This is a genomic window from Kitasatospora sp. NPDC058032 (assembly GCF_042885845.1).
Lineage (GTDB): Bacteria > Actinomycetota > Actinomycetes > Streptomycetales > Streptomycetaceae > Kitasatospora.
This window is the reverse complement of sequence record NZ_JBHVRK010000004.1, coordinates 184,285-208,954: the sequence shown is the minus strand read 5'-3', so window position 1 is coordinate 208,954 and position 24,670 is coordinate 184,285. Positions and strand designations below refer to the sequence as shown.

22 protein-coding genes are annotated in these 24,670 nt (G+C 73.6%); 7 read left to right on the top strand and 15 right to left on the bottom strand.

Translation table 11 applies throughout. The annotated features are described in order from the left end of the window. The first annotated feature begins 61 nt into the window (after positions 1-61). A complete protein-coding gene (locus ACFVUH_RS08765) occupies positions 62-874 on the top strand; it encodes a sterol carrier family protein (RefSeq protein ID WP_355362627.1) in 813 nt (270 codons plus the stop codon). 20 nt (positions 875-894) lie between these two features. Here ACFVUH_RS08765 and ACFVUH_RS08760 read toward each other — a convergent pair whose 3' ends face one another. The 3 genes from ACFVUH_RS08760 to fbaA form a co-directional block, all read right to left on the bottom strand. Further along, on the bottom strand, positions 895-1,806 hold the full coding sequence (locus ACFVUH_RS08760; protein ID WP_387912055.1) for a DUF3152 domain-containing protein: 912 nt from the start codon (positions 1,804-1,806) through the stop codon (positions 895-897). 199 nt (positions 1,807-2,005) lie between these two features. Beyond that, positions 2,006-2,419 carry a DUF3151 domain-containing protein gene (locus ACFVUH_RS08755; protein ID WP_355362631.1) on the bottom strand — a complete coding sequence of 138 codons (414 nt, stop codon included), beginning with the start codon at positions 2,417-2,419 and terminating at the stop codon, positions 2,006-2,008. A 66-nt stretch (positions 2,420-2,485) separates the two neighbouring features. Then, positions 2,486-3,508 (bottom strand): class II fructose-bisphosphate aldolase, encoded by a 1,023-nt coding sequence (gene fbaA, locus ACFVUH_RS08750; protein ID WP_355362633.1) that lies wholly within the window; start codon positions 3,506-3,508, stop codon positions 2,486-2,488. Positions 3,509-3,863: 355 nt separating this feature from the next. On the opposite strand from fbaA, the gene ACFVUH_RS08745 reads away from it, so the two are divergent. Then, positions 3,864-4,586, top strand: coding sequence for a VTT domain-containing protein (locus ACFVUH_RS08745; protein WP_355362635.1), 723 nt, complete (start codon positions 3,864-3,866; stop codon positions 4,584-4,586). 196 nt (positions 4,587-4,782) lie between these two features. On the opposite strand, the gene pyrE is transcribed toward ACFVUH_RS08745, so the two are convergent. The 5 genes from pyrE to ACFVUH_RS08720 form a co-directional block, all read right to left on the bottom strand. Next, positions 4,783-5,319: an orotate phosphoribosyltransferase gene (gene pyrE, locus ACFVUH_RS08740; RefSeq protein ID WP_355360886.1), complete on the bottom strand. Its 537-nt coding sequence runs from the start codon at positions 5,317-5,319 to the stop codon at positions 4,783-4,785. Positions 5,320-5,349: 30 nt separating this feature from the next. Then, a complete protein-coding gene (locus ACFVUH_RS08735) occupies positions 5,350-6,423 on the bottom strand; it encodes a hypothetical protein (RefSeq protein WP_387912052.1) in 1,074 nt (357 codons plus the stop codon). 108 nt (positions 6,424-6,531) lie between these two features. Next, positions 6,532-8,181: a polyamine aminopropyltransferase gene (locus ACFVUH_RS08730; RefSeq protein ID WP_387912050.1), complete on the bottom strand. Its 1,650-nt coding sequence runs from the start codon at positions 8,179-8,181 to the stop codon at positions 6,532-6,534. A gap of 137 nt (positions 8,182-8,318) precedes the next feature. Next, positions 8,319-8,846 (bottom strand): DUF2617 family protein, encoded by a 528-nt coding sequence (locus ACFVUH_RS08725; RefSeq protein ID WP_355360877.1) that lies wholly within the window; start codon positions 8,844-8,846, stop codon positions 8,319-8,321. A 454-nt stretch (positions 8,847-9,300) separates the two neighbouring features. Beyond that, positions 9,301-10,470 carry a pyridoxal phosphate-dependent aminotransferase gene (locus ACFVUH_RS08720; RefSeq protein WP_387912048.1) on the bottom strand — a complete coding sequence of 390 codons (1,170 nt, stop codon included), beginning with the start codon at positions 10,468-10,470 and terminating at the stop codon, positions 9,301-9,303. A 227-nt stretch (positions 10,471-10,697) separates the two neighbouring features. On the opposite strand from ACFVUH_RS08720, the gene ACFVUH_RS08715 reads away from it, so the two are divergent. Together ACFVUH_RS08715 and ACFVUH_RS08710 are read left to right on the top strand one after the other, a co-directional pair. Next, positions 10,698-11,213, top strand: coding sequence for a hypothetical protein (locus tag ACFVUH_RS08715; RefSeq protein ID WP_355360871.1), 516 nt, complete (start codon positions 10,698-10,700; stop codon positions 11,211-11,213). After that, positions 11,206-12,264, top strand: a complete 1,059-nt coding sequence (locus tag ACFVUH_RS08710; protein WP_387912046.1) for a peptidase — start codon at positions 11,206-11,208, stop codon at positions 12,262-12,264. The genes ACFVUH_RS08715 and ACFVUH_RS08710 overlap by 8 nt, the downstream gene beginning before the upstream one ends. Positions 12,265-12,348: 84 nt before the next feature. Here the strand turns inward: ACFVUH_RS08710 and ACFVUH_RS08705 are convergent, their stop codons facing one another. From ACFVUH_RS08705 to ACFVUH_RS08695, 3 genes are all read right to left on the bottom strand, one after another. Then, the gene (locus tag ACFVUH_RS08705) at positions 12,349-12,912 is read right to left on the bottom strand and encodes a YbjN domain-containing protein (RefSeq protein ID WP_355360865.1); all 564 of its coding nucleotides are present in this window, start codon (positions 12,910-12,912) and stop codon (positions 12,349-12,351) included. Between the two features lie 182 nt (positions 12,913-13,094). Next, a complete protein-coding gene (clpB, locus tag ACFVUH_RS08700) occupies positions 13,095-15,701 on the bottom strand; it encodes an ATP-dependent chaperone ClpB (RefSeq protein ID WP_387912044.1) in 2,607 nt (868 codons plus the stop codon). A 72-nt stretch (positions 15,702-15,773) separates the two neighbouring features. Continuing rightward, positions 15,774-16,802, bottom strand: coding sequence for a LysR family transcriptional regulator (locus tag ACFVUH_RS08695; RefSeq protein ID WP_355360859.1), 1,029 nt, complete (start codon positions 16,800-16,802; stop codon positions 15,774-15,776). A 71-nt stretch (positions 16,803-16,873) separates the two neighbouring features. Between ACFVUH_RS08695 and ACFVUH_RS08690 the strand changes: the two genes are divergently transcribed. The 3 genes from ACFVUH_RS08690 (at position 16,874) to ACFVUH_RS08680 (ending at position 20,559) form a co-directional block, all read left to right on the top strand. Continuing rightward, complete coding sequence (locus ACFVUH_RS08690; RefSeq protein WP_387912043.1) at positions 16,874-17,992, top strand: TDT family transporter; 1,119 nt, start codon at positions 16,874-16,876, stop codon at positions 17,990-17,992. 619 nt (positions 17,993-18,611) lie between these two features. After that, the gene (locus ACFVUH_RS08685; protein WP_355360832.1) at positions 18,612-19,643 is read left to right on the top strand and encodes a LuxR C-terminal-related transcriptional regulator; all 1,032 of its coding nucleotides are present in this window, start codon (positions 18,612-18,614) and stop codon (positions 19,641-19,643) included. Then, complete coding sequence (locus ACFVUH_RS08680) at positions 19,630-20,559, top strand: LuxR family transcriptional regulator (RefSeq protein WP_387912041.1); 930 nt, start codon at positions 19,630-19,632, stop codon at positions 20,557-20,559. Before ACFVUH_RS08685 ends, ACFVUH_RS08680 begins: the two co-directional genes overlap by 14 nt. 7 nt (positions 20,560-20,566) lie before the next feature. Here ACFVUH_RS08680 and ACFVUH_RS08675 read toward each other — a convergent pair whose 3' ends face one another. From ACFVUH_RS08675 to dnaJ, 4 genes are all read right to left on the bottom strand, one after another. Continuing rightward, positions 20,567-21,193, bottom strand: coding sequence for a hypothetical protein (locus tag ACFVUH_RS08675; protein ID WP_344335757.1), 627 nt, complete (start codon positions 21,191-21,193; stop codon positions 20,567-20,569). 559 nt (positions 21,194-21,752) lie between these two features. Next, on the bottom strand, positions 21,753-22,754 hold the full coding sequence (locus ACFVUH_RS08670; protein ID WP_355360826.1) for a helix-turn-helix domain-containing protein: 1,002 nt from the start codon (positions 22,752-22,754) through the stop codon (positions 21,753-21,755). Positions 22,755-22,970: 216 nt separating this feature from the next. Then, complete coding sequence (locus ACFVUH_RS08665; protein ID WP_355360823.1) at positions 22,971-23,486, bottom strand: heat shock protein transcriptional repressor HspR; 516 nt, start codon at positions 23,484-23,486, stop codon at positions 22,971-22,973. A gap of 7 nt (positions 23,487-23,493) precedes the next feature. Beyond that, on the bottom strand, positions 23,494-24,645 hold the full coding sequence (dnaJ, locus tag ACFVUH_RS08660; RefSeq protein WP_355360820.1) for a molecular chaperone DnaJ: 1,152 nt from the start codon (positions 24,643-24,645) through the stop codon (positions 23,494-23,496). Positions 24,646-24,670 lie beyond the last annotated feature (25 nt).

Below are 24,670 nucleotides of genomic sequence, written 5' to 3'. Positions count from 1 at the left end.
GTCCCCCGGGGGCGGACGGTTCCGAGCGGAACCGTCCGCCCCCGGGCGTATGTTGGGGGCCATGCCTGCCAAGTCCCGTACCTACCAGCCCGCCAAGGTGCGGGCCGCGCTGTCGGCGCAGAGCGAGGCCCTGCGCGCCGCCGTCCACCGGCTGACGGCCGCCGAGCTGGACCGCCCGACCCGGCTGGGGGAGTGGCGGGTGCGCGAGCTGCTGGCGCACCTCGCCGTCCAGATCGCCTGGCTGCCCGCGCACCTCGACGACCCGCTGGAGGGCCGGCCGCCGCTGGACCTGCCGCAGTGGACCGCCCGGGTCGGCGCGATCGCCCCGCTGCTCGACGAGCAGGCCAGGGCGCGGACGGCGGAGGAGTTCGCGGGTGACCCGGCCTCGGTGGCGGCGGCCTTCGACCGGGCCGTGGAGGCGCTGCTGGCCGCCCTGGCGCGGCCCGGGACGGCCGATCCGGCCCGGCGGTTCGAGATCCGGCTCGGCTCGATGCTGCTCACCGAGTTCCTGGTGACCCGGCTGGTCGAGACGGTGGTGCACGCCGACGACCTGGCCGAGGCGCTCGGCCCCGAACCCTTCCCGCACGACCGGCAGGCGGTGGCCGCCGTCACCCGGATGCTCGCCGACGCCTTCGCCGAGCGGGTGCCCGGCGGCGCGGTCGAGCTGCGGGTGCCGCCGTACGCGGTGGTGCAGGCCGTCGAGGGGCCGCGGCACACCCGGGGCACCCCGCCGAACGTGGTCGAGACCGACCCGCTGACCTGGATCCGGCTGGCCACCGGCCGCACCGGCTGGGCGGACGCCGCCGAGGCCGCCGCGCTGTCCGCGAGCGGCGAGCGCAGCGACCTGCGGGCCCACCTGCCCCTGCTCGGCTGAGCCCGGACGCCCGGGCCGGTTCAGGGCACCGACGGTCCGCCCAGGTAGCGGCCGTCGGTGCCGTACGGCCAGGCGTTGGGCTTGCAGCCCTTGAGACCGTAGATCTGCTGCATCATCGCGGGCGCCGGCTTGCCAGGGCCGGGGCAGGACTCGTGGCCGTGGCCGATCCGGTGGCCGACCTCGTGGTTGACCACCAGGGCCCGGTACTCGTCGATCGGGCCGTCGAACTGGGGTGAGCCGGTGGTCCAGCGCTTGACGTTGACCAGCACCTGGTTGCCGACGTTGCAGTTCACCTCACCGCGGGTGTCGAGCCCGGCGGCGCCGCAGATCCGGTCGACGGTGGCGGGGGAGGCGATCTTCACGGTGAAGTCGTAGTCGCCGTCGGCGACCAGCTGGAAGCCGTTCCTCCGGTCGTTGGTCCAGCCGCGCCGGTCGGCCAGGATGCCCTGGATCTGGGTGGCGGAGGCGGCGGCGTCGATGCCGATGCCGTTCTCGACCTCGACCCGGTAGCGGCGGATCCGGCCCTGGCCGACCGGGTCGGCGGAGCCCCGGGCGAGGGTGAAGGCACCGGTGCCCTGGGCGGGGGCGCTCTGCGAGCCGCTCGGCTGCGGGGTGGGGGAGGGGCCGGGGGACGTCGGCGCGGGGGTCGTGGCGGCCGGGGTCGTCGGGGCCGCGGGCGGGGCCGAGGACGGCGGCGGGGCGGCGCTGGTCGGTGCCGGGGCGCCCTCGGGCGGGGCGATCCGGGCCCGGGCGGTCCGGTCGGCGTCGGGCAGCACGTCCGGGTGGTTCAGCACGAAGAGGGTGCCGCCGAGGATCGCCACCGCGGTGACCAGGGCGGTGAGCATGCCGGGCCCGAGCCGGCGGCGCGACGGGCGCCGGCGGCGCGGGGAGGCCGCGGTACGGGGCCGGCGGGCGGGTCTGGGTGCGGGCACGCTGGGGGCTCTCTGTCGACCGGTGGGGTCGCGAACCCTCGAACCGATGTGCGCGCCCCCTCGCGGGTTCACCCTGGCACGGCGGAGCGGTGGATGTCCACGGACCCCGGGTCGTGCGGAACGGCCGACGCCGTCCCCGGCTGCCCGTCGGGGGCACCGGGGACGGCGTCGGCGGCGGTCCGGCCACCGGGGCCGGGGGTCAGCCCAGCGTGGCGGCGGCGGTCGGCGAGCTGTCCCGCAGGAACTGCTGGCAGCGCTCCGCCTCCTCCTTCTCCTCGATCGCGGCGGCGGCCCGGCCGAGCGCGTGCAGTGCCCGCAGGAAGCCGCGGTTCGGCTCGTGCTCCCACGGCACCGGGCCGTGGCCCTTCCAGCCGCTGCGCCGCAGCGCGTCCAGCCCGCGGTGGTAGCCGGTGCGGGCGTAGGCGTAGGACTCCACGACCCGGCCGGCCGTGTAGGCGTCGTCGGCGAGCTGTGCCCAGGCCAACGAGGAGGTCGGGAACTTCGCCGCGACCTCGGCCGGGGAGGCGCCGCCGGCCAGCAGCTCCAGCGGAGCGGGCTCGGCGGGCAGGTGCGTCGGGGGCGGACCCCCGAGGAGGTTCTCGTGAATGGTCATGCCCCCCAGTGAACCACCGGGGGGCACGGACGCAGGACCTCGTTCACCTCGTTCGAGGTGCGGGCCTCACTTCAGGCGGTTGCCGGCCGAGCGCAGCTGCTGGGCGGCCTCGAGCACGCGGGCGGCCATGCCGGCCTCGGCCAGCTTGCCCCAGGTGCGCGGGTCGTAGGTGTTCTTCTTGCCGACCTCGCCGTCGACCTTCAGCACGCCGTCGTAGTTGGCGAACATGTGGCCGGCCACCGGGCGGGTGAAGGCGTACTGGGTGTCGGTGTCCAGGTTCATCTTCACGACGCCGTTCTCCAGCGCGGTGGCGATCTCCTCGGCGCTGGAGCCGGAGCCGCCGTGGAAGACGAAGTCGAACGGGTCGGTCTTGCCGTACTGCTTGCCGATCGCGTCCTGCAGCTCGCGCAGCAGCTCCGGCTTCAGCACGACGTTGCCCGGCTTGTAGACACCGTGCACGTTGCCGAAGGAGGCGGCCAGCAGGTAGCGGCCCTTCTCGCCCAGGCCCAGCGCCTCGGCGGTGCGGACGGCGTCGTTGACGGTGGTGTACAGCTCGTCGTTGATCTCGTGCGTGACACCGTCCTCCTCGCCGCCGGTCGGGGTGATCTCGACCTCAAGGATGATCTTGGCGGCGGCGGCCTGGGCGAGCAGCTCCTGGGCGATCGCCAGGTTGTCGCTCAGGGTCTCGGCGGAGCCGTCCCACATGTGCGACTGGAAGAGCGGGTTCTGGCCCTTGGCCACGCGCTCGGCGGAGACCGCCAGCAGCGGGCGGACGTAGCCGTCCAGCTTGTCCTTCGGGCAGTGGTCGGTGTGCAGCGCGACGGTGACGTCGTACTTGGCGGCGACGATGTGCGCGAACTCGGCGAGCGCGACGGCGCCGGTCACCATGTCCTTGTTGTGCTGGCCGCCCAGGAACTCCGCGCCGCCGGTCGAGATCTGGATGATGCCGTCACTCTCGGCCTCGGCGAAGCCGCGGAGCGCGGCGTGCAGGGTCTGCGACGAGGTCACGTTGATCGCCGGGTAGGCGAACTTGCCCGCCTTGGCCCGGTCCAGCATCTCGTTGTAGACCTCGGGAGTTGCGATGGGCATGCGAATCCGCTCCTGTCGGGTGTGCGGCGCACGGACGGTGCTGTCCGACGCTGTGTACGCCTGGTGACGACTCCGGGGTACCGGGGCCGGTGCGCGGCTCTGCGGTGCGGCGGACCGGTACCAAGGTTCGAGGCAGCGGCCGCGGTGCGGCGATGAGGGTGTTCGCCACTGCGGGCCGGACGCCGGTGCCATCTTCCCAGAATGCCTACCGGCTCCACCATGCGGCCCGCCTGTCGGGACGGCGGGCCCGCCGCGCTCCCCGGGGGGTCGGAGAGGAGGTGCGACGAAAGGATGAGCGCGCGCTCGACCCCGGGGGCGAAGCCCCGGAAAAGACGGGACCGCTATCCTGCGCCGTGTGGACTACAACCAGCTGGCCGTCAATCTGCTCGACGCCAAATCACTGATCTCGTCCCTCGGTGCCATCGGGCTGATCGCGATCATCTTCGCGGAGACCGGCCTCCTGGTCGGGTTCTTCTTCCCGGGTGACTCGCTGCTCATCATCGCCGGCGTGGCCTCCTCCAGCGCCGCCTCGTCGGTGCTCGGCGACGGTGCGCGGCTTCCGCTCGCGACCCTGTTGATCGGAGCCCCGATCGCGGCCATCGCCGGCGCCCAGCTCGGGCACCAGATCGGCGTGAAGGTCGGACCGAGGATGTTCGACAAGCCGGAATCGAAGATCTTCAAGCGCGAGTACGTGCTGAAGGCCGAGGAGTACTTCAACCGCTTCGGCCCCGGCAAGGCCGTCGTGCTCGCCCGCTTCATGCCGATCGTGCGGACCTTCCTGAATCCGGTCGCGGGCACCCTGGACATGCCGGCCAAGACCTTCTTCCTCTGGAACGTGGTCGGCGGCGTGCTGTGGACCGAGTCGATGCTGCTGATCGGCTACTTCTTCGGTGACGCGCTCGCCCCGGTGATCGACAAGTACCTGATCCCGGCGGTGCTGCTGATCGTGCTGCTCTCGATCTCGCCGATGATCTTCGAGGTGCTGCGCGAGCGCAAGAAGAAGAAGGCCGGTGGCGCGCAGGCCGCCGAGGGCGGCGAGGCCGTCCAGGCCGGCGGCGGTCGGCACCGGCGCGACTGAGCCCGTCCCCGTTCCGCACAACGGCCGGGGGCGGGGTGGTTTTAGGTGTTCAAAACACCCCCCCCCCGAGCCGGGGCGGGGGCCGGCCCGGCCGCGGCTCCGCCGGCCCCCGGACCGCCCCCCGGCCGGGGCCGGTGTGTTTCACGTGAAACACACCGGCCCCGGCCGTTCGCTGTGCGGGGGAGGAGGAGCGGGCTCAGAGGCCCAGGTCCTCCAGGGTGTACGCGGTGACGTACGGCAGGCCCTGGGCCTCGACCGCGGCGGCGCCGCCACGCTCGACGATCACCGCGACGCCGACCACCTCGGCGCCCGCCTCGCGCAGCGCCTCGACGGCGGTCAGCACCGAGCCGCCGGTGGTGGAGGTGTCCTCGACGGCCAGCACCCGGCGGCCCTTGACCTCCGGGCCCTCGATCCGGCGCTGCAGACCGTGCGCCTTGCCGGCCTTGCGGACCACGAACGCGTCCAGCTCACGGCCGCGCGCGGCGGCGGCGTGCAGCATCGCGGCGGCGACCGGGTCGGCGCCCAGGGTCAGTCCGCCGACGGCGTCGTACTCCAGGTGGGCGGTGGCGTCCAGCATCACCCGGCCGACCAGCGGAGCGGCCTGGCCGTCCAGCGTGATCCGGCGCAGGTCGACGTAGTAGTCGGCCTCCTTGCCGGAGGAGAGGGTGACCTTGCCGTGGACGACGGCCTTGTCCTTGATCTGTGCCAGCAGGGCGTCGCGGTCGTTGCTCATGAGCGTCCAGTCTAGGGGGTGAACGGGACGCTAGCGCCGCCGCAGGGCCCTGACCAGCACCACCGCGCCGCCCAGCAGGGCCACCCCGCCGCCGGCGATCACCCACGGCACCGCGCTGCGGCCGCCGGTTCCCGGCACCACGATGCCGCCGGCGTCCCCGCCCCAGCGGGTGGCCGCCCGGGCCCGGGCGCTGCGGGCCGGCAGGGCGGGCGCGTACGGGCCGCGCGGCGGGGCGTGGTCGACCTCCTCGGCGGAGCGGCCGACGATGCTGCGGCGCACCGGGCCGCCGAGCACCGGCTCCTGCTCGTAGCCGAACGGCAGCTCGGCGGGGAGTTCGGCGGACACCTCGTCCTCGGCCGCGGCGGCGGGCTCCTCGGCTCCGGCGGCCGCGGCGGGCTCGTCGACGTCGTCGGCGTCCTCGTCGGCGTTCCCGAGCGGGAGGCCGAAGCGCTCGGCGTCGGCGTCGGAGAAGGCGATGAGGTCGGAGAGGTCGTCGTCGAGGTCGTCGCCGGGCTCGTCCTCGCGGTCCTCCTGGCGGTTCTCCAGGAACACCACGGTGGCCTCCCCGGCGGTGTCCTGCTCCGCCGCGGTGGCGTCCTGGTCGCCCTCGCCCTCGCCGTCGCCCTGGGCGTCGGTGTCGGCCCCGGTGTCGGCCTCGTCGTCCAGGGAGGTCAGGGCGGCGGTGAAACGGTCCAGCAACCGGCGGCCGGCCGCAGCGAGCGTCTCCCCGTCGAACTCGGTGAGCCGCCCGGTGGCGCTCAGGTCACCGGTGAAGCGGACCACCGCGGTCCCCTCCCCGGCGCCCTCGGTGACGCTGATCCGGACGGTCGCGGTGGCCTCGCCGCTGCCGCGCGCCTCCTGCCCCTCGGCGAACGCGGTCAGCACGCCCTCGCGGCCCTCGATCAGTGAGAGCACGCCCTTGTACGTGATGGTGGAGGCGCCGATCCGCAGCTTCAACCGCCCGCTGATCTCCTCCGCCCCGCCACTGCCGACGGCAGCCGGTTCGGTACTCAGCCCCGGCACGGAACGCGCCAGCAGCGCCGGATCCTGCAGGGCCTGCCGGACCTGCCCGGCCGGGATCGGGACGACAACCTCATGCTCCATGCCACGGAGCCTACCGACCGAACCCCCTTCCGGCCCCGCCCTGTCCCCTACCGGCCTCCGCCGACCCGCCCCCGATCCGCCGATGGGGGCGGCCCGCACCCTCCCGCGTCAGTGGGGGCCGAGGAGGGTGAGGGCGGCGGGTGGGTGGAGGGGGCGGAGGGCGGTGAGGCGGGCGGCGGAGGCGCGCAGGTCGTCCGCGGTGAGGGCGCGGGGCGGCGGGGCGTCGGGGGAGAGGGTGAGCGGCGGTTGGGCGGCCGCTGCGAGCAGGAAGCTCTGGCTGCCCTCCGGCCCCGGACGGCAGCTGGCGGTCGCGCTGCCGGCGACCGCGTACGGCACGGTCCGCAGCCCGGCGGCCCGCAGTCCCGACTCGGCCTGCCACAGGCCCTGCCGCCCGTGCTGCTCGTCGCCGGCGCGGGCGGCGAGCCGCCCGCCGGGGGCGAGCAGCCGGGTGGTGAGGCCGTAGAACTCCTGGGAGTGGAAGGTCACCGGACCGCCGTCGGCGGGCGCGGGCAGGTCGGCGAGGACGACGTCGAAGGACTCGCCGGGGGCGGGGCGGACGGTGCGCAGCCACTCCAGCGGGTCGGCCTGGACGGTGCGGACCCGGGGGTCGTCCAGCGAGCGGCCGGAGAGCGCGGCGAGGCCGGGGTCGGTGCGGGCGAGCCGGGGGAGCGCCGGGTCGCGGTCGACCAGCAGCACGGAGCGCACCCCGCGGTGCCGCAGCACCTCCCGCAGGGCCAGCCCGTCGCCGCCGCCGAGCAGCAGCACCCGGGCGTCCGGCCCGGCGGCCATCGCCGGGTGGACGAGGCCCTCGCTGCCCCGGTACTCGTCGGGTCCGCAGACCGCGAGCCGGCCGTCGAGGTAGAGCCGCAGCGGGCCCTCGGCGGGGCCGGTGAGCACGATCTCCTGGTACCGGCCCTGGCTGACGGAGCGGACCTGCCCGCCGTACAGGGCCTGCCGGGCGGCGCGTTCGACCGCGTCGGACCAGACGGCGGCCGCGGCGAGCAGCGCGAGGACGAGCCCGCAGCCGCCCCAGAGCAGCAGCCGCACCCGGGGCGCCGGTTCCTCGCGGAAGAGCCAGAGCACCACCGCGGCCCCGGCGACGGCGTTGACCGCGCCGGTGAGCAGCGCGCCGCTGCCGGGGCCGAGCAGCGGAAGGATGAGGAACGGGAAGGCGAGTCCGCCGATCAGCGCGCCGACGTAGTCCGCGGCGAACAGGTCGGCGGCGGCGTGGCCGGCGTCCTCCCGGCGGATCCGCTGGATGAGGGTCATCAGCAGCGGGATCTCGGCGCCGATGAGGACGCCGATGAGGCAGGTCAGCCCGACCATCACGGCCTGGTGGTGGCCGATCCAGGCCCAGCAGGAGTAGATCGCCAGGACGGAGAGGCCGCCGGTGAGCGCGAGCGCGCATTCGACCAGGGCGAAGGCGGTGGCCGGCCGGCAGGTGAACCGTTTGGCGAGCAGCGAGCCGAGGCCCATCGCGAACACCATGACGGAGAGCACGACCGAGGTTTGGGTGACCGAGTCCCCGAGCAGATAGTCGCCGAGGGCGACGAGTTCGAGCTCGTAGACGAGCCCGCAGGCCGCGCAGACGAACGCGGCCAGCAGGACGACCAGCCGGGCCAGTTCGGGGCGGGCACGCAGCCGGGAGCGGCGGCGGGCGGGCAGCGGGGTCAGGCTCCGCCCGGGCCGGGGCGGACTGCCGTCGTCGAGGTCGAGGCTCGGCTGTGCGGGCGGCGGACCGGCCGGATGATTGATCACGAACAAACGCTAGGCGACGTGCGGGACGGACGGCTGCGCCCATTCGACGGACAGCGCGGTACGGCAGGTTGACGAATCGTTCCTGCGTACGAATGCGAAGCCGGTGGGCCGGGTTATGGACGGCTCGTCGGCCTCGGTCACCGGGGCACCACCAGCGAGGAGCGGGTGCAGACCAGCTGCCCCTCCTGTGGATAGGCGTGCCAGGTGCGCCAGAGCAGCCGGTCCGCGCCGCCCTGGGCGACCAGCGCGGTGAAGGCGCTGGGGTCGCCGGGGAAGACGCCGGCCAGGCCGCGCGGATGCCCCTCGACCAGGGCCAGCAACTCCTGTGCGCGGGCCGCGAAGTCGTGCGGCGGCAGCGCCTCGATCCGGGCGGCGAACTCGTACTCCCAGCCGTCCACCTGCTTGGCCACCCGGGCGGGCAGCGGCGTGCGGCGGCCGGGCAGACAGGCGACGGTCTCCAGGCAGTGGCCCGGCCCGGCGGCGATCACCACCTGGTGGGAGGCGCCCAGCAGGCGCAGCTGGAGGGTGCCGGGCGGGCCGGGGTGGCCGGGGACGTCGAGTCTCAGGTCGCGGACCGCGAGGGCGGGCAGCGGGTCGCCGCCCAGGCACCAGGCCAGGTCACCCGCGCGGGTGTCCGTGTAGGAGGTCTGCAAAGTGGTGAGCATGTTCGGCTCCGCGTTTCAGCTCCGTGCGTGCCCGCCGAGCAGCAGCGAGTAGGCCTAGGCAAGGGCGAGGCTGTTCGGCGCTGTGCGGTCCAGGGCGCGGCCGACCGTGGAAGGAAGGATTCCGGCTGGAGATTCAGCAGCAGAGAAGCACGAATACGCCGGGTCCGTCGGTGATTTACCCAACTTTGTCAAGCATTCACCGCTTCGAGCACATCTGCTTCCCTACTCTGATCGACCCGGTGTACGACTATGCGCAGCGCGCGCCCCTCACCCCGGCCCGCGCGCCGTGTGCGCCGTCCACACGCCGCCCGCACGTCCTGCACGCCCCCACCCTCCCCGTCCCGGGGCACGCCCTGCCGCGCGGGCGGCACGAATTGCCCGGCGGACAGCAAGCCAACTGTCCGCCGGGTGAATTGACGAATCGTCAGGACGTGCGAGAGGTTCCGCCGATGGGTCAGGGGCGGGACAGCCGGGAGAGCCGGTCGACCGCCTCCTCCAGGACGGCGGTCCGCTTGCAGAAGGTGAAGCGGACCAGGGGGCGTCCGGCCTCGGCGTCGTCGTAGAAGACGGCGTTGGGGATGGCGACGACGCCGCAGCGCTCGGGGAGGGTGCGGCAGAAGGCGACGCCGTCCTTCTCGCCCAGCGGGGTGATGTCGGTGGTGATGAAGTAGGTGCCCTCGGGCCGGAAGACCCGGAAGCCGGCGGCGGTGAGGCCCTCGGCGAGCAGGTCGCGCTTGTGCCGCAGATCGGCGCGCAGGCCCTCGAAGTAGCCGTCGGGCAGGTTCAGGGCCTCGGCGACGGCGTACTGGAAGGGGCCGGCGCTGACGTAGGTGAGGTACTGCTTGGCGGTGCGGACGGCGGCGACCAGCTCGGGGGTGCCGGTCACCCAGCCGACCTTCCAGCCGGTGAAGGAGAAGGTCTTGCCGGCCGAGGAGATGGAGACGGTGCGCTCGCGCATCCCGGGCAGGGCGGCGACGGGGTGGTGGGCGCCGGTGAACACGAGGTGCTCGTAGACCTCGTCGGTGACCACCAGCAGATCGTGCTCGACGGCGAGTTCGGCGATGGCGGTGAGCTCGTCGGGAGTGAGGACGGTGCCGGTGGGGTTGTGCGGGGTGTTGATCAGCAGCAGCCGGGTGCGCGGGGTGATCAGGGCGCGCAGCTCGTCGAGGTCGGGGCGGAAGTCCGGGGCGCGGAGGGTGAGCGGGACGCGGGTGGCGCCGGCCATGGCGATGCAGGCGGCGTAGGAGTCGTAGAAGGGCTCGAAGGCGATCACCTCGTCGCCCGGCTCCAGCAGTGCGAGCAGGGCGGCGGCGATGGCCTCGGTGGCGCCGGCGGTGACCAGCACCTCGGTGTCGGGGTCGTACGTCAGCCCGTAGAAGCGCTGCTGGTGCCCGGCGATCGCCTGCCGCAGCTCGGGGACGCCGGGGCCGGGCGGGTACTGGTTGCCGCGCCCCTCGCGCAGGGCCCGCACGGCGGCCTCGCGGACCTCCTCGGGGCCGTCGGTGTCCGGGAACCCCTGGCCGAGGTTGATCGAGCCGGTGGCCGTGGCCAGGGCGGACATCTCGGCGAAGATCGTCGTTCCCATGCCCGCCAGCCGGCGGTTCAACAGCGGCCTCGCACCCATCACGGCTCCTCACAGATTGTGGTCGGGCCAATCCTCCGACGGTCGCGGGGCGCGGACAAGCTCTCGGGCCGCCGGTCCGGTCCGGCGGGCGGGCTTTCCGGCTGAAACGCGGCATTCCTATGGCGCAGCGCGGCGGCCCCCGTCTTGCGGGAACGGTCCGCGCCGGTTTGCCTGACATCACGTCAACCTGCAGGTCCGCCGCCGGGCGGCTGTTTCCGGGAGTCACCGTGCGTTTACGAACACTTTCCGTCGCGGCCGCGGCCGCCGCCCTCGTCGCGGTCCAGCCGGGTCTGGCCGTCGCGGCCTCCGACCCCAGCACCACGCTCACCTTCGTGGTCACCTCCGGCGCGCTGACGCTGTCGGTTCCGGCGAGCGCCGCCCTCGGCTCGGGAGCGCCCGGCACCCAGATCAGCGCGCCGATCGGCCCGGTGACCGTCGTCGACAACCGGGCCCTGCTCTCGGCCTCCTGGACGGTCACGGCATCGGAGACGGACTTCGCCAACGGCCCGTCCACGATTCCGGCCACCGACGCGACCTACACGGTCGGGTCGGTGACGACGACCGGCGTCATCACCGTCACCACGACGAACGTGACGCTGACCAACTCCGCGCAGACGGTGGTCACCGGGTCCGCGGGCGTCGGTGACAACACCGCGACCTGGGACCCGACGGTCACCGTCAGCGTGCCCGCCGGCGCCATCGGCGGGCTCTACACCGGAACGCTGACCCAGTCCGTTGCCTGACCGGACGAGGGGCGCGCGCCGGTACGGGGTCCTGCTGACGCTGCTGGCCGTCGTCCAGGCGGTCGCGGTGCTGCCGGCGGCGGCGGACGGCACGCCCGGGACGCCCTCCCCGAGGCCGGGTGCCGCCGGGAAGGCCGCCGGGAGGACCATCGGCATCAGGCTGCTCGACGCTCCGGAGGACCGCCGTGACGATCCCAGGGCACAGGCGTACATCGTCGACCACGTCGCCCCGGGTTCGACCATCGAGCGGCGGGTCGAGGTCTCCAACGAGTCCTCGACGCCGATGCGCGTCAGCCTCTACGCCGGGGCGGCCGCCATCGCGAAGGAGCAGTTCGCCTTCGCGCCGGACCGCACCCCCAACGAGCTGACCGGCTGGACGTCGCTGGACCGGACGGAGCTCCAGCTGGAGCCCTCCGGGACGGCGCGGGTGCGGGCCACCGTCCGGGTGCCCAAGGAGGCCGCCGCAGGGGAGCGGTACGGCGTCATCTGGGCCCAGACGGCCGACCCCCCGGACCGTTCGCAGAACCTGGCGATCCTGGGCCGGGTCGGGGTCCGCATGTACGTCGACGTCGGTCCCGGCGGTGAGCCGCCCGTGGACTTCGCGATCGAGCGGCTCCGTCCCGCCAAGGCCCGCGACGGGCGGGGGGAGGTCCACGCCCGGGTCCGCAACACGGGGGGCCGCGCGCTGGACATCGGCGGGACGCTCTCCCTGACCGGCGGTCCGGGCGGCTTGCGCGCCGGGCCCTTCCCGGTCAGGACGGGCACCACGCTCGCTCCCGGTGACGTCGGGGAGGCGGTCGTCCCGCTGGACAAGGGGCTGCCGGACGGCCCGTGGACCGCGGAGCTCACGCTCCGCAGCGGAACGGCCGAGCACACCACCCGGGTCACCGTCACCTTCCCGGCGAAGCCCGACGGTGCCGGAGCCGTCGAGGCGTCGGCCGCCGGGACGGGGGACCTCCCGGCCCCCGTGACCGCCGGGCTCGCGGCCCTCGTCCTCGCCGGCCTGTGCCTGCTGCTCCACCGGTACCGCCGGCGGCGCCGCCGCTGGTGACCGCGGCGGGCGTGCGGGAACGAGCGCGGCCCGCCACCGGGGTGCCGGTGGCGGGCCGTACGGGGGAGTCGGGATCCCCGGGGGTCAGTTCTGGTCGGTGTCGTCGGACGGCTTGCCCTCGCCGTCCTCGCCCTCGATGTCGTCCTGCAGGCCGAGGCGCTCGACGATCCACTGCTCGAAGCCCACGGCGGCCTGGGTCCAGTTGGCGGTGGTGGTGACGAAGTAGTCCAGGTTGACGCCGGTGCCGACGATCATCTGGGCCTCGCCGATCAGGCGGACCACGCCGTCCTCGTGGGTGTGGGTGTAGACCTTCGGCCAGAGGGTCTCACGGTTCCACTCGTCGATCAGGTCGAGGATCTCGCCCTTCTTCTCCAGCGGGTACGGGCGGTCGTAGAACGCCCGGACCGCGAAGAGCTCCTTCTGCTCGCCACGGAACATGTAGTAGACGCGGAAGCCCTCCCAGGGGGCGGTGAGGTCGCCCTCCTCGTCCACGCCGTGCTTGAGCTGCATCTGGTCGAGGAGCTGTCCGACCAGGTTCTGGTCCGGGACGATGATCGGCGGCGGGCCGGCCGGACGCCCGCCCTGGCCTCCGGGCTGGCCGCCCTGGGGCATGCCGAACGACGGGATGGACGACGGGTCGATGCTCATGGGGTCCTCTTCCTCAGTGCACATGGTGGTCGGCAATGAGAGGCCGCCCTTCCGAGTCCATCCTGCCTCATCCGGGGCTCACCTCACAGGGGTGGCAGCCACCGGGAGGGGCATGGCCGGATCAAGGCCCGCCCCCGTGAATTCCGGGGGCGGGCCATGATCGTTCCGGTCGTGACGGGCGGCTACTTCTCCAGCGGCCCGCGGGCACGGACGGTGAGGCGGTCGCCCTCCTCGTCCCGCTCGACCAGCACGGTGTCGCCGTCGTGCACCTGGCCCGCGAGGATCGCCCGGGCCAGCTGGTCGCCGATCGCGGACTGCACCAGCCGGCGCAGCGGCCGGGCACCGTAGGCGGGGTCGTAGCCGGTGAGCGCCAGCCAGTCCCGGGCGGCCGCGGAGACCTCCAGGGTGAGCCGGCGGTCGCGCAGCCGGTCGCCCAGCCGGGCGATCTGGAGGTCGACGATCCGGGTCAGCTCGGCGGTGCCCAGCGGGTCGAAGACCACGATGTCGTCGAGCCGGTTGAGGAACTCCGGCTTGAAGGCGGCTCGCACCGACTCCAGCACGAGGTCCTTCTTCCGCTCCTCCGGGGTGGTCGGGTCCACCAGGAACTGACTGCCCAGGTTGGAGGTGAGGATCAGGATCGCGTTGCGGAAGTCCACGGTGCGGCCCTGGCCGTCGGTGAGCCGGCCGTCGTCGAGCACCTGCAGCAGCACGTCGAAGACCTCGGGGTGGGCCTTCTCCACCTCGTCCAGCAGCACCACGCTGTACGGGCGGCGGCGGACCGCCTCGGTGAGCTGGCCGCCCTCCTCGTAGCCGACGTACCCGGGCGGGGCGCCGACCAGCCGGGAGACCGAGTGCTTCTCGCCGTACTCGCTCATGTCGATGCGGACCATCGCCCGCTCGTCGTCGAAGAGGAAGTCGGCCAGCGCCTTGGCGAGCTCGGTCTTGCCGACGCCGGTCGGGCCGAGGAAGAGGAACGAGCCGGTCGGGCGGTCCGGGTCGGCGATGCCCGAGCGGGTGCGCCGCACGGCGTCCGAGACGGCCTGCACGGCCTCCGCCTGGCCGATCAGGCGGCGGCCCAACTCCTCCTCCATGCGCAGGAGTTTGGCGCTCTCGCCCTCCATCAGCCGGCCGGCCGGGATGCCCGTCCAGGAGGCCACCACATCGGCCACGTCGTCCGGGCCGACCTCCTCCTTGACCATCGAGGCGGAGGTGTCCTCGCCGGCGGCGCGCTCCTGGGCGTCGGCGAGCTCCTTCTCGGCGGCCGGGATCTCGGCGTACATCAGCTTGGACGCGCGCTCGAAGTCGCCGTCCCGCTGGGCGCGTTCGAGGGCGCCGTGCAGGTCGTCCAGCCGCTCCTTGAGCTCGCCGACCCGGTTCAGGCTCTTCTTCTCCTGCTCCCAGCGGGCCGTGAGCACGCTCAACTGCTCGTTCTTGTCGGCGAGATCGCGGCGCAGCCGGGCCAGCCGGTCGACCGAGGCCGGGTCCGACTCCTTCTCCAGGGCCAGCTCCTCCATCCGCAACCGGTCGACGGAGCGCTGGAGTTCGTCGATCTCGACCGGGGAGGAGTCGATCTCCATGCGCAGCCGGGAGGCCGCCTCGTCGACCAGGTCGATCGCCTTGTCGGGCAGGAAGCGGGAGGTGATGTACCGGTTGGAGAGGGTGGCCGCGGCGACCAGGGCGGCGTCCGCGATCTGCACCTTGTGGTGCGCCTCGTAGCGGCCCTTGAGACCGCGCAGGATGGCGATGGAGTCCTCGACGCTGGGCTCGCCGACCAGCACCTGCTGGAAGCGGCGCTCCAGGGCCGGGTCCTTCTCGATCCGCTCGCGGTACTCGTCCAGGGTGGTGGCGCCGACCATCCGCAGCTCGCCGCGGGCCAGCATCGGCTTGAGCATGTTGCCGGCGTCCATCGCGGAATCGCCGCCGGCGCCCGCGCCGACCATGGTGTGCAGCTCGTCGATGAAGGTGACGACCTGGCCGTCGCTCTGCTTGATGTCGTTGAGGACGGCCTTCAGCCGCTCCTCGAACTCGCCGCGGTACTTGGCGCCGGCCACCATCGCGCCGAGGTCCAGGGCGACCAGGCGCTTGCCGCGCAGCGACTCCGGCACGTCGCCGGCCACGATCCGCTGGGCCAGGCCCTCGACGACGGCGGTCTTGCCGACGCCGGGCTCGCCGATCAGCACCGGGTTGTTCTTGGTCCGGCGGGAGAGCACCTGGACCACCCGGCGGATCTCCTGGTCCCGGCCGATCACCGGGTCGAGCTTGCCGTCCCGGGCGGCCTGGGTGAGGTCGGTGCCGTACTTCTCCAGCGCCTTGTAGGTGCCCTCGGGGTCCGGCGAGGTGACCCGGCCGCTGCCCCGGACGTCCTTGAAGGCGGCGAGCAGCGCCTTCGGGGTGGCGCCCTGCTGCACCAGCAGCTCGGCGACCGCCCCGCCCTCGGCGGCCAGGCCGACCAGCAGGTGCTCGGTGGAGACGTACTGGTCGTCGAGGTCGTCGGCGCGCTTGCCGGCCTCGGTCAGCACGGCCAGGGTGTCGCGGGCCAGCTGCGGCGCGGCGACGGTGGCGCCGGAGGCGCTGGGCAGTCCGGTGAGCTGGCGGCGGGCCTCGGCGTCGATCCGGGACACGTCCGCGCCGACCGCCTCCAGCAGCGGCCTGGCGATGCCCTCGGGCTGTTCCAGCAGGGCGGTCAGGATGTGCACCGGCTTGACGTCCGGGTTGCCGACGGCGCCCGCCTGCCGGATCGCGGCGGACAGGGCGTCCTGCGTCTTGGTGGTGAACTTGCTGGCGTCCACTGCTGGGGGGTCCTCCCTGGTCGTGCGTGATGTCTGCCGTCTACAGCATGCACTAAGTTGAGTCTATTCCGCTCAACTTTTGGATGAACGGTCGGGTCGGGTCCGCAGCGCGGGGCGCTCGGCCGCTCCGGCGGGCTTGCGGTCCGTCCGCGGCGGGAGGGCGCGCGCCTGCGCCATCCTCGCCTGGTGGGTCCCGGCCGTCCGCCGGGTCAGCGCCAGCAGCTCCCGGGCCGGGCCGGTCGGCCGCTGCCCGGCCGGCCAGACCGCCCGCAGCGGCCGTCGCAGGTCCAGCTCCTCCGCCAGCTCCACCGCCACCAGCCGGCGGGTCGCCAGCTCCTCCACCACCGCCAGCTCGCTCAGGCAGACCGGCCCGGCCCCGGTCATCGCCGCCGCCTTGAGCGCCGTCGAGGAGGCCAGCTCCAGCCGCGGTGTGGTGGTGCCCCCGAACGGCGCCAGCGCCATCTCCAGCACCTCCCTGGTCCCCGAGCCCGGTTCGCGCAGCACCAGCGGGGTCGCCGCCAGCTCCCGGCCGGACAGCGGCGAGCGGCGCCGCGCCCACGGATGGTCCGGCGCCACCACGACCACCAGCCGGTCGGCCGCCACCACCGCGCCCGCCAGCCCGGCCGGGGGCAGCGGCCCCTCGACGAAGCCGAGGTCCGCGTCCCCCGCCAGGACGTGGCCGGCCACGTCCGCCGAGTTGGCGGTGCGCAGCGTCACCGCCGTGCCCGGGCTGACCGCGTGCAGCGCCAGCAGCCAGCCCGGCATCAGGTACTCGGCCACGGTCAGGCTGGCCACCACGGTCAGCCGGGCGTCCCGGCGCTCGCGCAGCGCGTCGATCCCGGCGTCCAGCGCTTGCGCCGCCTCCACCACCTGCCGCGCCCACTCGACCACCAGCCGGCCCGCCTCGGTGGGCCGGGAGCCGCGCGGGGAGCGCTCCAGCAGCGCGACGCCGATCTGCCGCTCCATGCCCTTGATCCGGGCGCTCGCGGTCGGCTGGCTCACCCCGAGCTCGGCGGCCGCCCGGCCGACGCTGCCGAGCCGGGCCACCGCGAGCAGCAGCTCCAGCGCACCGAGTTCGGGGACGCGCGGAGAGAGAGCCATAGACTCAGGCTATGCCCTCATAGAGCGCGCGGTGCTACCGGCACCGGCCGCCCCGGGCGACGGTGGGTGCCATGGCCACCCTGCTCAGCACCGCCCCCGACGCCCGCCCGCGGCCGTCCGCCCGGATCCGCCGCCTCGACCTCGCCCAGCTCGGCCCGAACTGGTACGCCGTGGTCATGGGCACCGCGATCATCGCCAACGGCGCCGCCGCGCTGCCGGTCCGGTGGCCCGGGCTGACCGGCTTCGCCGAGCTGACGTGGGCGCTCGGGCTGGCCGGCCTGCTGCTGATCGGCGCCGCCCGCGGCGTCCACCTCACCCGGCACCGCACGGCCGCCCGCGCGCACCTGCTGGACGACCCGGCCACCGCCGTCTTCTACGGCTGCCCGCCGATGGCGCTGCTCTCGGTCGGCCTCGGCACCCTGACCGTGGGCTCCCGGGTCATCGGCACCGGTCCGGCCGTCGCGCTCGACCTCGTGCTCTGGACGGCCGGCACGCTGTACGCGCTCGCCGTCGCGGCCGGCATCCCGTACCTGATGATCACCCGGCACACCGTCTCCCCGCTCGCCGCCAACCCGACCTGGCTGCTGCCCGTGGTCGCCCCGCTGGTCGCCTCCGCCACCGGCCCGGCGCTCGTCCCGCACCTGCCGGCCGGCACCGCCCGCGAGGCGCTGCTGTACGGCTGCGCGGCGCTGTTCGGGATCGGTCTGCTGGCCACCCTGGCGCTGCTGCCGGTGGTGCTCACCGGCCTGGTGCACAGCAAGCTGCCGGCCCTGGCGCTCACCCCGTCGCTGTTCCTGGTGCTCGGCCCGCTCGGCCAGTCCACCACCGCCGTCCACCAGATCGCCGACGCCGCCGGCCCGCTGCTGCCCGGCCTGGCGCCCACCGCGCTCGCCCTGGCCGAACTGTTCGGGGTCGCCGTGCTCGGCGCCGCGATGCTCTGGCTGCCGCTCGCCGTGGTGGCCAACCTGCGCGCCCGGCGGGCCGGTATGGGCTTCGCGATGACCTGGTGGGCGTTCACCTTCCCGATCGGCACCTGCGTCACCGGGGCGGCCGCGCTCGCCCGGCACACCGGCTTCCCCGGCTTCACCTGGCTCGCCGCCGGACTCTTCGCCCTGCTGCTGGCCGGCTGGGCGCTCGCGGCGGGCGGTACGGCCGCCGCGCTGGCCGGCGGGCGGCTGCTGGCCCGCTGAGCCCGGTCCGCGGGTGACGGTGGGCCGCGTCGTCCGCCGCATCGTCCGCCGCGTCGTCCGCCGCGCGGGAACCGGCCGGGTTTCCGGAACACGCGACTCCGCGGCCTACCGGCCGGACGGTCGGAGAATCCCCGGCCCACCTCGCTGACCTGCGCTTTCGCGGCGGTCGCCGGCGGACCGCAAGCGCACACGCCGGAGCGCCGGTGCAGGTTCCTGCAATTGCGAGAACATGCAGCAGGGTGGCACTTGTTCACCGGCCGTCACGCTGTGAGGGTGGAGTCACGCCAGGTCGTCCGGGCAACCGCAGCCCGAGGAAGGCGACTTGCTCTTCAGTACTGGATGCGACCGGCACGTCCGCACGTGCCTGCATATCGGGGGGGAGAGCGCCGGCCGGGACGCCATGTGTGGTGATGGCCCCCGGGACCGGAGTCGGCGAGGCGTTGCTGCTCCGCCTCGCCGGAAGCGCTGGGACCGCGGCGTACACCGGCGGCCCCCGGATCCGGGTGCGACGGCACCCGGGGTCCGGAGGGCCGCCGGCCACCAGTACGGTGATCACCGCCGCGCGCGGCGCGCGCGGAGCACCACCAGCCCCGAGAGCATTCGGCAGGGAGCGTTCGACGTGACGTTCGAGGCGACGGCGGACCCGACGGTCCTCCCGGGCGGACCCGCCCCGGACGGCTCGGCCGGTGCCACCGCGGCCGTCGGCGAACCCGACGAGCCCGCCCGCCGGCTCTACCTCGCGATCCTCGCCGACGGCGGCCGCGTCCGGATCGCCGACGTCGCCGAGTCCGACCAGGACGCCGTCCGCCGGCTCGTCTCCGTCGGCCTGCTGATGCTCAATCCGATGGACGCCTGCTACACCGCCGTCAGCCCCCGCTCGGTCAGCGACCGCCTCGGCGCGGAACTGCGCAGCGAGGCCACCCGGCTGCTGGTCCGGGCCGAGAACCTCCCCGGCGCCCTGGACGCCCTCACCCGCGCCTACGACGCGATGCCCCGCCCGCCCGAGCGCTCCGGCGGCGCCGTCTACATCGAGGGCCACATCCACATCCGGCACCGGATCTCCCAGCTGGTCTCCGACTGCCGCACCGAGGTCCTCACCGCCCAGCCCGGCCCGCGCCCGGCGGACGCCCTCAAGATCGCCATCCAGCAGGACGTCCAGCTCCTCCAGCGCGGCTGCTCGCTGCGCACCATCTACCAGCCGGTCGCGGTCTCCGAACCGCCCGCGCTGGCCTACGTCGAGGAGGTCACCCGGCGCGGCTCGCTGATCCGGATCCTGGACGAGCCCTTCCAGCGACTGATGATCTTCGACCGCTCGGTCGCGGTCATCTCCGCCAACGACGACCACACCACGGCCGCGTTCATCACCGACCCGGCCGCGATCGCCTTCATCGTCAACGCCTTCGAACGCGACTGGGCGCGCGCCGACGCCACCGACTGGTCCGCCGTCCTCAGCCAGGGTCCCGTCCACAAAGCCCCCGACCGGGTCGGGCGTCTGCTCGCCCGCGGGCTCACCCAGCGCGCCGTCGCCACCCGGCTGGGCCTGAGCGAACGCACCGTGGCCGCCCACATCTCCCGGCTGCGCGACCGCTACGGCGCCCAGACCCTGTTCCAGCTCGGCTGGCTGATGCGGGGCGGCCGTGACGACGGATGAGCCCACGCCGTCCGAACAGGACCTCTACCTGACGGCGCTCGCCAACGGCGGCCGGCTCAGCCCGCCGGACACCGCCGACCCGGTGGCGCTGGCCGGTCTGCTCGCCCGGGGCCTGCTCGTCCGCACCGCCGACGGCTATGCGGCCGCCAGCCCGCGCGCGGCCGGCGACCGGCTCTCCGCCGACCTGTGCAGCGAGGCCACCGGCCTCCTGCTCCGCGCGGACCGCCTTGCGGACACCCTCGCGCCGCTCACCGCCGCCTACGACGCCGCCCACCGTCCGGCCCCCGCCACCACCGGGTCCATCCGTGTCGAGGGGAATGCCGACATCCGGCAGCGGATCTCGGAACTCATCTCCGACTGCGGTGACGAGATGCTCGCCGCCCAGCCCGGCCACCGCCCGATCGCGGGCCTGCGGATGGCGTCCGTCCAGGACGTCGCGCTGCTCCGCCGCGGTGGCGCCATCCGCACGCTCTACCAGCCGGTCGCCCTCGCCGACCGCACGGTGGCCGAGCACGTCGCGCTGATGGCCGGGTACGGATCGCAGTTCAGGGTGCTGCACGAGCCGTACCTGCGGATGCTGGTGTTCGACCGCGCGGTGGCCGTCATACCGGACGCCGCCGAAGCGGCCGGCGCCGTCTTCGTGCACAACCCGGCCACCGTCGCGTACCTGGTCCGCCTGTTCGAGCGTGACTGGGTCCGCGCCTGCCCGGTCGACCGGTCCGCCGACGCCCCGCACCCGACGTCCGCCCGGATCGGCCGCCTCCTCGCCCGCGGCCTCACCCAGCGCGCGGTCGCCACCCGGCTGGGCTTGAGCGAACGCTCGGTGGCCGGGCACATCGCACGGCTGCGGGAGCTGCACGACGCGGAGACGCTGTTCCAGCTCGGCTGGCAGATGCGGGGGGCCCGTGATGACTGAAACGCGGTCAGCCGGTGGCGGCGCCGGTGGGCCAGTAGCCGGACGGGCCGACGGCGGGGGGCTGCTGGCGGGGGACGGTGAACTGCTCGCCGGGGGCGGTCCAGAAGCCCTCGCGCAGGGAGAGCGCCATGCCGGCCCAGTCGAGGGCGGTCTCCACGGTGTGGTGGAGGGCCTCCTGGGACCAGGTGTCGTCGAAGACCAGCGGCAGGACGGGGGCGACCTGCTCGATGGTGGCGATCAGCGGGTTGTGGGTGATGGCCTCGTCGACGAGCAGGACGATCGGCTTGCGCAGCGCCGACGCCCAGCCCAGCTCCAGGCTCACGCCGGCGGAGAGCGGCGCGCCGACGTAGGCGAAGACCAGGTCCGCGGACTGCAGCGCGCGGAAGTCCGACGGCACACGGGGCTCGGGGGCGCGCCCGGCGACGGTCCAGGCGTCACTGTGGTGGGCGCTGTACACGGCGGCGCCACTGCGGAGGAGGGTGGTGCGCAGGGTCGTCAGCCGCGTCCGGCTGGCGAGGGTCACCACGCTGTCCGCCGGCCCGGTCAACCGCATGAGCGGCGCGGCCAGGAACACGCGTGCACGCCGGCCCTCATGGGCCTGGCTGTCGTGGTGACGCAGGTAGGGCTCGGTCATGTCGACTCCGGGGGAATGGCCGACCGGGGTGGTTGGTGTCGGCAGATGCTGTTGGTGAGGGCTGCTCAGCTGACAGGGCTTGGGGAATCGTTGGTTGAACAGAGAATTTGAAGGTACATTGGCAAGTTTGGCGAGCCTGCAATGGACCATCGAGAGCGAACTGATCGTCCATCGGTGACCGCTGCCCCGTCCAGGTTTGCGTGGTGTCATCTGGATGCCTGGCAGGGAGATGACGCACTGGGCGGCGGAAGCATGGTGACACCGGGCCGTGTTGTACGGCACCATGAGTGGACGTTCGTTCTAGATGTCCGGTGGCTGATCCATTCAGAGGAAGTGATGTGCGTATGTCTCGTATGCGCCGATCCGGCCGGAAGGTTCTGCTTCCGCTCGTCATGGGTGTGGCGGCCCTGGTGATCGCCTGGGCCGGCGTGCCGCAGGGGCAGTCCGCCGAGACCGGGCGGACCGAGCATGTCGCGGCCCTCACCGACGCCGACATCAACTGGACCTGAGCCGCCCGCGGTGCCGGCGCGTGGACGCGCGGCCGGGAGCGGTGGACGCGCTACGCGTGGGGGCCGTCCTCGTTGGCGGCGCGTCCGAGAACGTAGCCGAGCTGGAACAGGGAATCCACGTTGTAGTCCTCGCGCATTTCGGCGATGTGCCGGGCGAGCGTTCTCTCGCTGATCCCCAGGCGGCGCGCGATGACTCGGTGATTCGTTCCCGAGAGCAGCAGTTCGATGATGGTCTGCCGTAGCCTCGATACCACTTGGCGCGGTACTGCCGGGTGGCCGTCGAATTCGAGTGCGCGGCCCCAGTTCCGCTCGAACACTTCCTCGGCCAGGTATTCGATGACTGATTGGTCGTGTATGAAGGCAGCCAGGCTCATGTCATCATCGACCGGGATGACGGCGATGCGCCGGTCGATGATGATGAGCCGGGTGTAGGGCTCGTCGAGCGTTCTGAACTGCCACCCGGCGGCGGCCAGCGTGGTGACGTAGTCGCGGGTGGGCTGGTGGTACCGCGTGCTGGCGTGATAGATCGTCCGCATCGTCGCGCCGCGCCGGAGGACCTCCAGGTCGCTCTCCAGGTTCGCGGCCAGGACGTCCGGTGGTCGCGGGCCGCCGGGTTGCATCGCCAGCGCCTCCTCCAGCCCGCCGGCCGTGGACTGCCGCACCCGCTGGTTGATGAGGGCCTTGCCCCGGACGTACTCGATCTGCCCGCCGCTCTGGCCCGGCGAATGGAATTCCTCGGCCAGTTCGGCCAGTTCGGTCGGAAGCGAGACGGCGCGGGACAAATGTTCCAGGGCCTGCCGCTGCCAGGTGAGGCTCAGACTGGCGGACAGCTGGGCCGGATCGGCCGCGATCAGCATGCGCGGTTCGTCCAGATCCGGAACCAGGAGACCGATCGACAGGAGTTCGTCGAACACCTGTGATTCGTCCGGGTCGTTTCCTTTCCGGGCAATTCTGCCGTCCTTGCGGAGGACGGCCAAATAGAGTTCCCGGGCATCGGTCGAGAGAATCCGCGGCGCTCCGGCCGCGGCGCCGCTCTGCTCCCGACCGTTCATTCTCGTCTCCTTGTCATCGACCGGCGGAAGCGGTCAACAGGGGCACGGGCCACGCCGCCTCATCGGCGATCCTAGAGGTACGGCGTGTCGCGGCGGCCGGGATCCGTTGACCGGCGGTTCGGTCCAGGTCCTCAACACTCTCTCACCAACGCCGTGCCGCCGGCACCCCCCGGCCAGGGGGAAACCGGCGGCGGTGCGCGGTGGCGACAGGGGCCGTCAGCGCTTGGGACGCCAGACGACGAGGGCGCTGGAGTGCGGGGTGGGCGGCTGGTAGGGGACGAGGTCGCGGCGGTAGGAGGCGTGGATGGTGGCCTCGCGCTGCTGGAGCGCGGTGGCGGCGCCCTCCAGGGAGTCGACCAGCTCGGCTATCCGGGACTGGAGCGCGGTGACCTGGTTCTCCAGTTCGATGATCCGCTTGATGCCGGCCAGATTGATGCCCTCGTCCTGGGAGAGCCGCTGGACCTCGCGCAGCTGCTGGATGTCGCGCGCGGAGTAGCGGCGCCCGCGCCCCGCGGTGCGGTCGGGGCAGACCAGGCCGAGCCGGTCGTACTGACGGAGCGTCTGCGGGTGCAGGCCGGAGAGCTCGGCGGCCACCGAGATCACGTAGACCGGGGTGTCCTCGGTCAGCACGTACTGGGGCTGCGGGGCGGTCCGGCGAGTGGTGCGGCGGGCGCCGCCGCCACCGGGCAGGCCCTCGCCCAGGCCGGGGCCGATGGGGTCGTCGGGGGTCATCTGGTCGTCACGCTCCCTCCGCCGCCCGGAAGAGAGCGGCTCGTGGGTCGTCGGAGGCGGTCGCCTCGCGGTACTGCTCCAGGGCGGTCAGCGCATCGCCGGTGACGCTCTGGGGCACCACGACCTCCACGGTGACCAGGAGGTCGCCGCGGGTGCCGTCCTTGCGGGTGGCGCCCTTGCCGCGGGCCCGCAGGGTCAGGCCGTTGGCGCTGCCCGGCGGCAGCTTGAGCTTCACCGACGGGCCGTTCAGGGTCGGCACCTCGATGGTGCCGCCGAGGGCGGCCTCGGGGAAGCTGACCGGGACGGTCACCGTCAGGTTGTCGCCCTTGCGTCCGAAGACGGGGTGGGAGTCGACGTGGACGCTGACGTACAGGTCGCCGGGCTGGCCGCCGCGCTCGCCCTGGGCGCCCTTGCCCTTGAGCCGGATCCGCTGGGCGTCCTGGACGCCGGCCGGGATCCGGACCTGCATGGTGCGGGCGGAGCTGGCGCGTCCGCTGCCGTGGCAGTCGGGGCACGGGTCGTCGACGATCATGCCGCGGCCTCGGCAGTCCCGGCAGGGTTCGGAGAGCGCGAAGGCGCCCTGGCCACGGCTGACGGTGCCGGAGCCGACGCAGGTCGGACAGACCCGCGGGGTGGTGCCGGCCTTGGCGCCGGTGCCGTTGCACAGCCGGCAGGGGGCCTGACTGGTCATCCGCAGCGGGACGGTGGCGCCGTCGACGGCCTCCTCGAAGGAGAGCGTCACCTCGGTCTCGACGTCGGCGCCGCGCCGCGGCTGGGCCTGCCGGCCGCCGCGGTTGAACAGGCCGCCGAAGACGTCCCCGAGGCCGCCGGTGTTGCCGCCCTGGGTGCCGCTGAAGAGGTCGCCGAAGTCGAAGCTGTAGCTGCCGGTGCCACCGGGGCCGCCGGGGCGGAAGCCGCCGTTGGCGAAGAGGCTGCGGGCCTCGTCGTACTCCTTGCGGCGCTTCTCGTCGGAGAGGACGTCGTACGCCTCGGAGATGTCCTTGAACCGCTCCTCGGCCTTGGTGTCGCCCTTGTTGGCGTCGGGGTGGAACTCGCGCGCCAGCTTGCGGTAGGTCTTCTTGATCTCTGTGGCGCTGGCGTCCTTGGGCACGCCGAGGACCTTGTAGTAGTCCTTCTCCACGTAGTCCTTGCCGCTCATGGCCGGCGCCACCTCCCGAGGTCCA

What these genes read in the sequence shown, in the direction of transcription:
- ACFVUH_RS08675 (WP_344335757.1), bottom strand. Translation starts at nt 21,193, where the DNA reads ATGACCGAGCCCTACCTGCGTCACCACGACAGCCAGGCCCATGAGGGC.
- ACFVUH_RS08720 (WP_387912048.1), bottom strand. Translation starts at nt 10,470, where the DNA reads ATGGGTGCGAGGCCGCTGTTGAACCGCCGGCTGGCGGGCATGGGAACG.
- pyrE (WP_355360886.1), bottom strand. Translation starts at nt 5,319, where the DNA reads ATGAGCAACGACCGCGACGCCCTGCTGGCACAGATCAAGGACAAGGCC.
- fbaA (WP_355362633.1), bottom strand. Translation starts at nt 3,508, where the DNA reads ATGCCCATCGCAACTCCCGAGGTCTACAACGAGATGCTGGACCGGGCC.
- ACFVUH_RS08705 (WP_355360865.1), bottom strand. Translation starts at nt 12,912, where the DNA reads ATGAGCATCGACCCGTCGTCCATCCCGTCGTTCGGCATGCCCCAGGGC.
- ACFVUH_RS08690 (WP_387912043.1), top strand. Translation starts at nt 16,874, where the DNA reads ATGGCCACCCTGCTCAGCACCGCCCCCGACGCCCGCCCGCGGCCGTCC.
- ACFVUH_RS08735 (WP_387912052.1), bottom strand. Translation starts at nt 6,423, where the DNA reads ATGGAGCATGAGGTTGTCGTCCCGATCCCGGCCGGGCAGGTCCGGCAG.
- ACFVUH_RS08725 (WP_355360877.1), bottom strand. Translation starts at nt 8,846, where the DNA reads ATGCTCACCACTTTGCAGACCTCCTACACGGACACCCGCGCGGGTGAC.
- ACFVUH_RS08765 (WP_355362627.1), top strand. Translation starts at nt 62, where the DNA reads ATGCCTGCCAAGTCCCGTACCTACCAGCCCGCCAAGGTGCGGGCCGCG.
- ACFVUH_RS08665 (WP_355360823.1), bottom strand. Translation starts at nt 23,486, where the DNA reads ATGACCCCCGACGACCCCATCGGCCCCGGCCTGGGCGAGGGCCTGCCC.
- ACFVUH_RS08670 (WP_355360826.1), bottom strand. Translation starts at nt 22,754, where the DNA reads ATGAACGGTCGGGAGCAGAGCGGCGCCGCGGCCGGAGCGCCGCGGATT.
- dnaJ (WP_355360820.1), bottom strand. Translation starts at nt 24,645, where the DNA reads ATGAGCGGCAAGGACTACGTGGAGAAGGACTACTACAAGGTCCTCGGC.
- ACFVUH_RS08695 (WP_355360859.1), bottom strand. Translation starts at nt 16,802, where the DNA reads ATGGCTCTCTCTCCGCGCGTCCCCGAACTCGGTGCGCTGGAGCTGCTG.
- ACFVUH_RS08755 (WP_355362631.1), bottom strand. Translation starts at nt 2,419, where the DNA reads ATGACCATTCACGAGAACCTCCTCGGGGGTCCGCCCCCGACGCACCTG.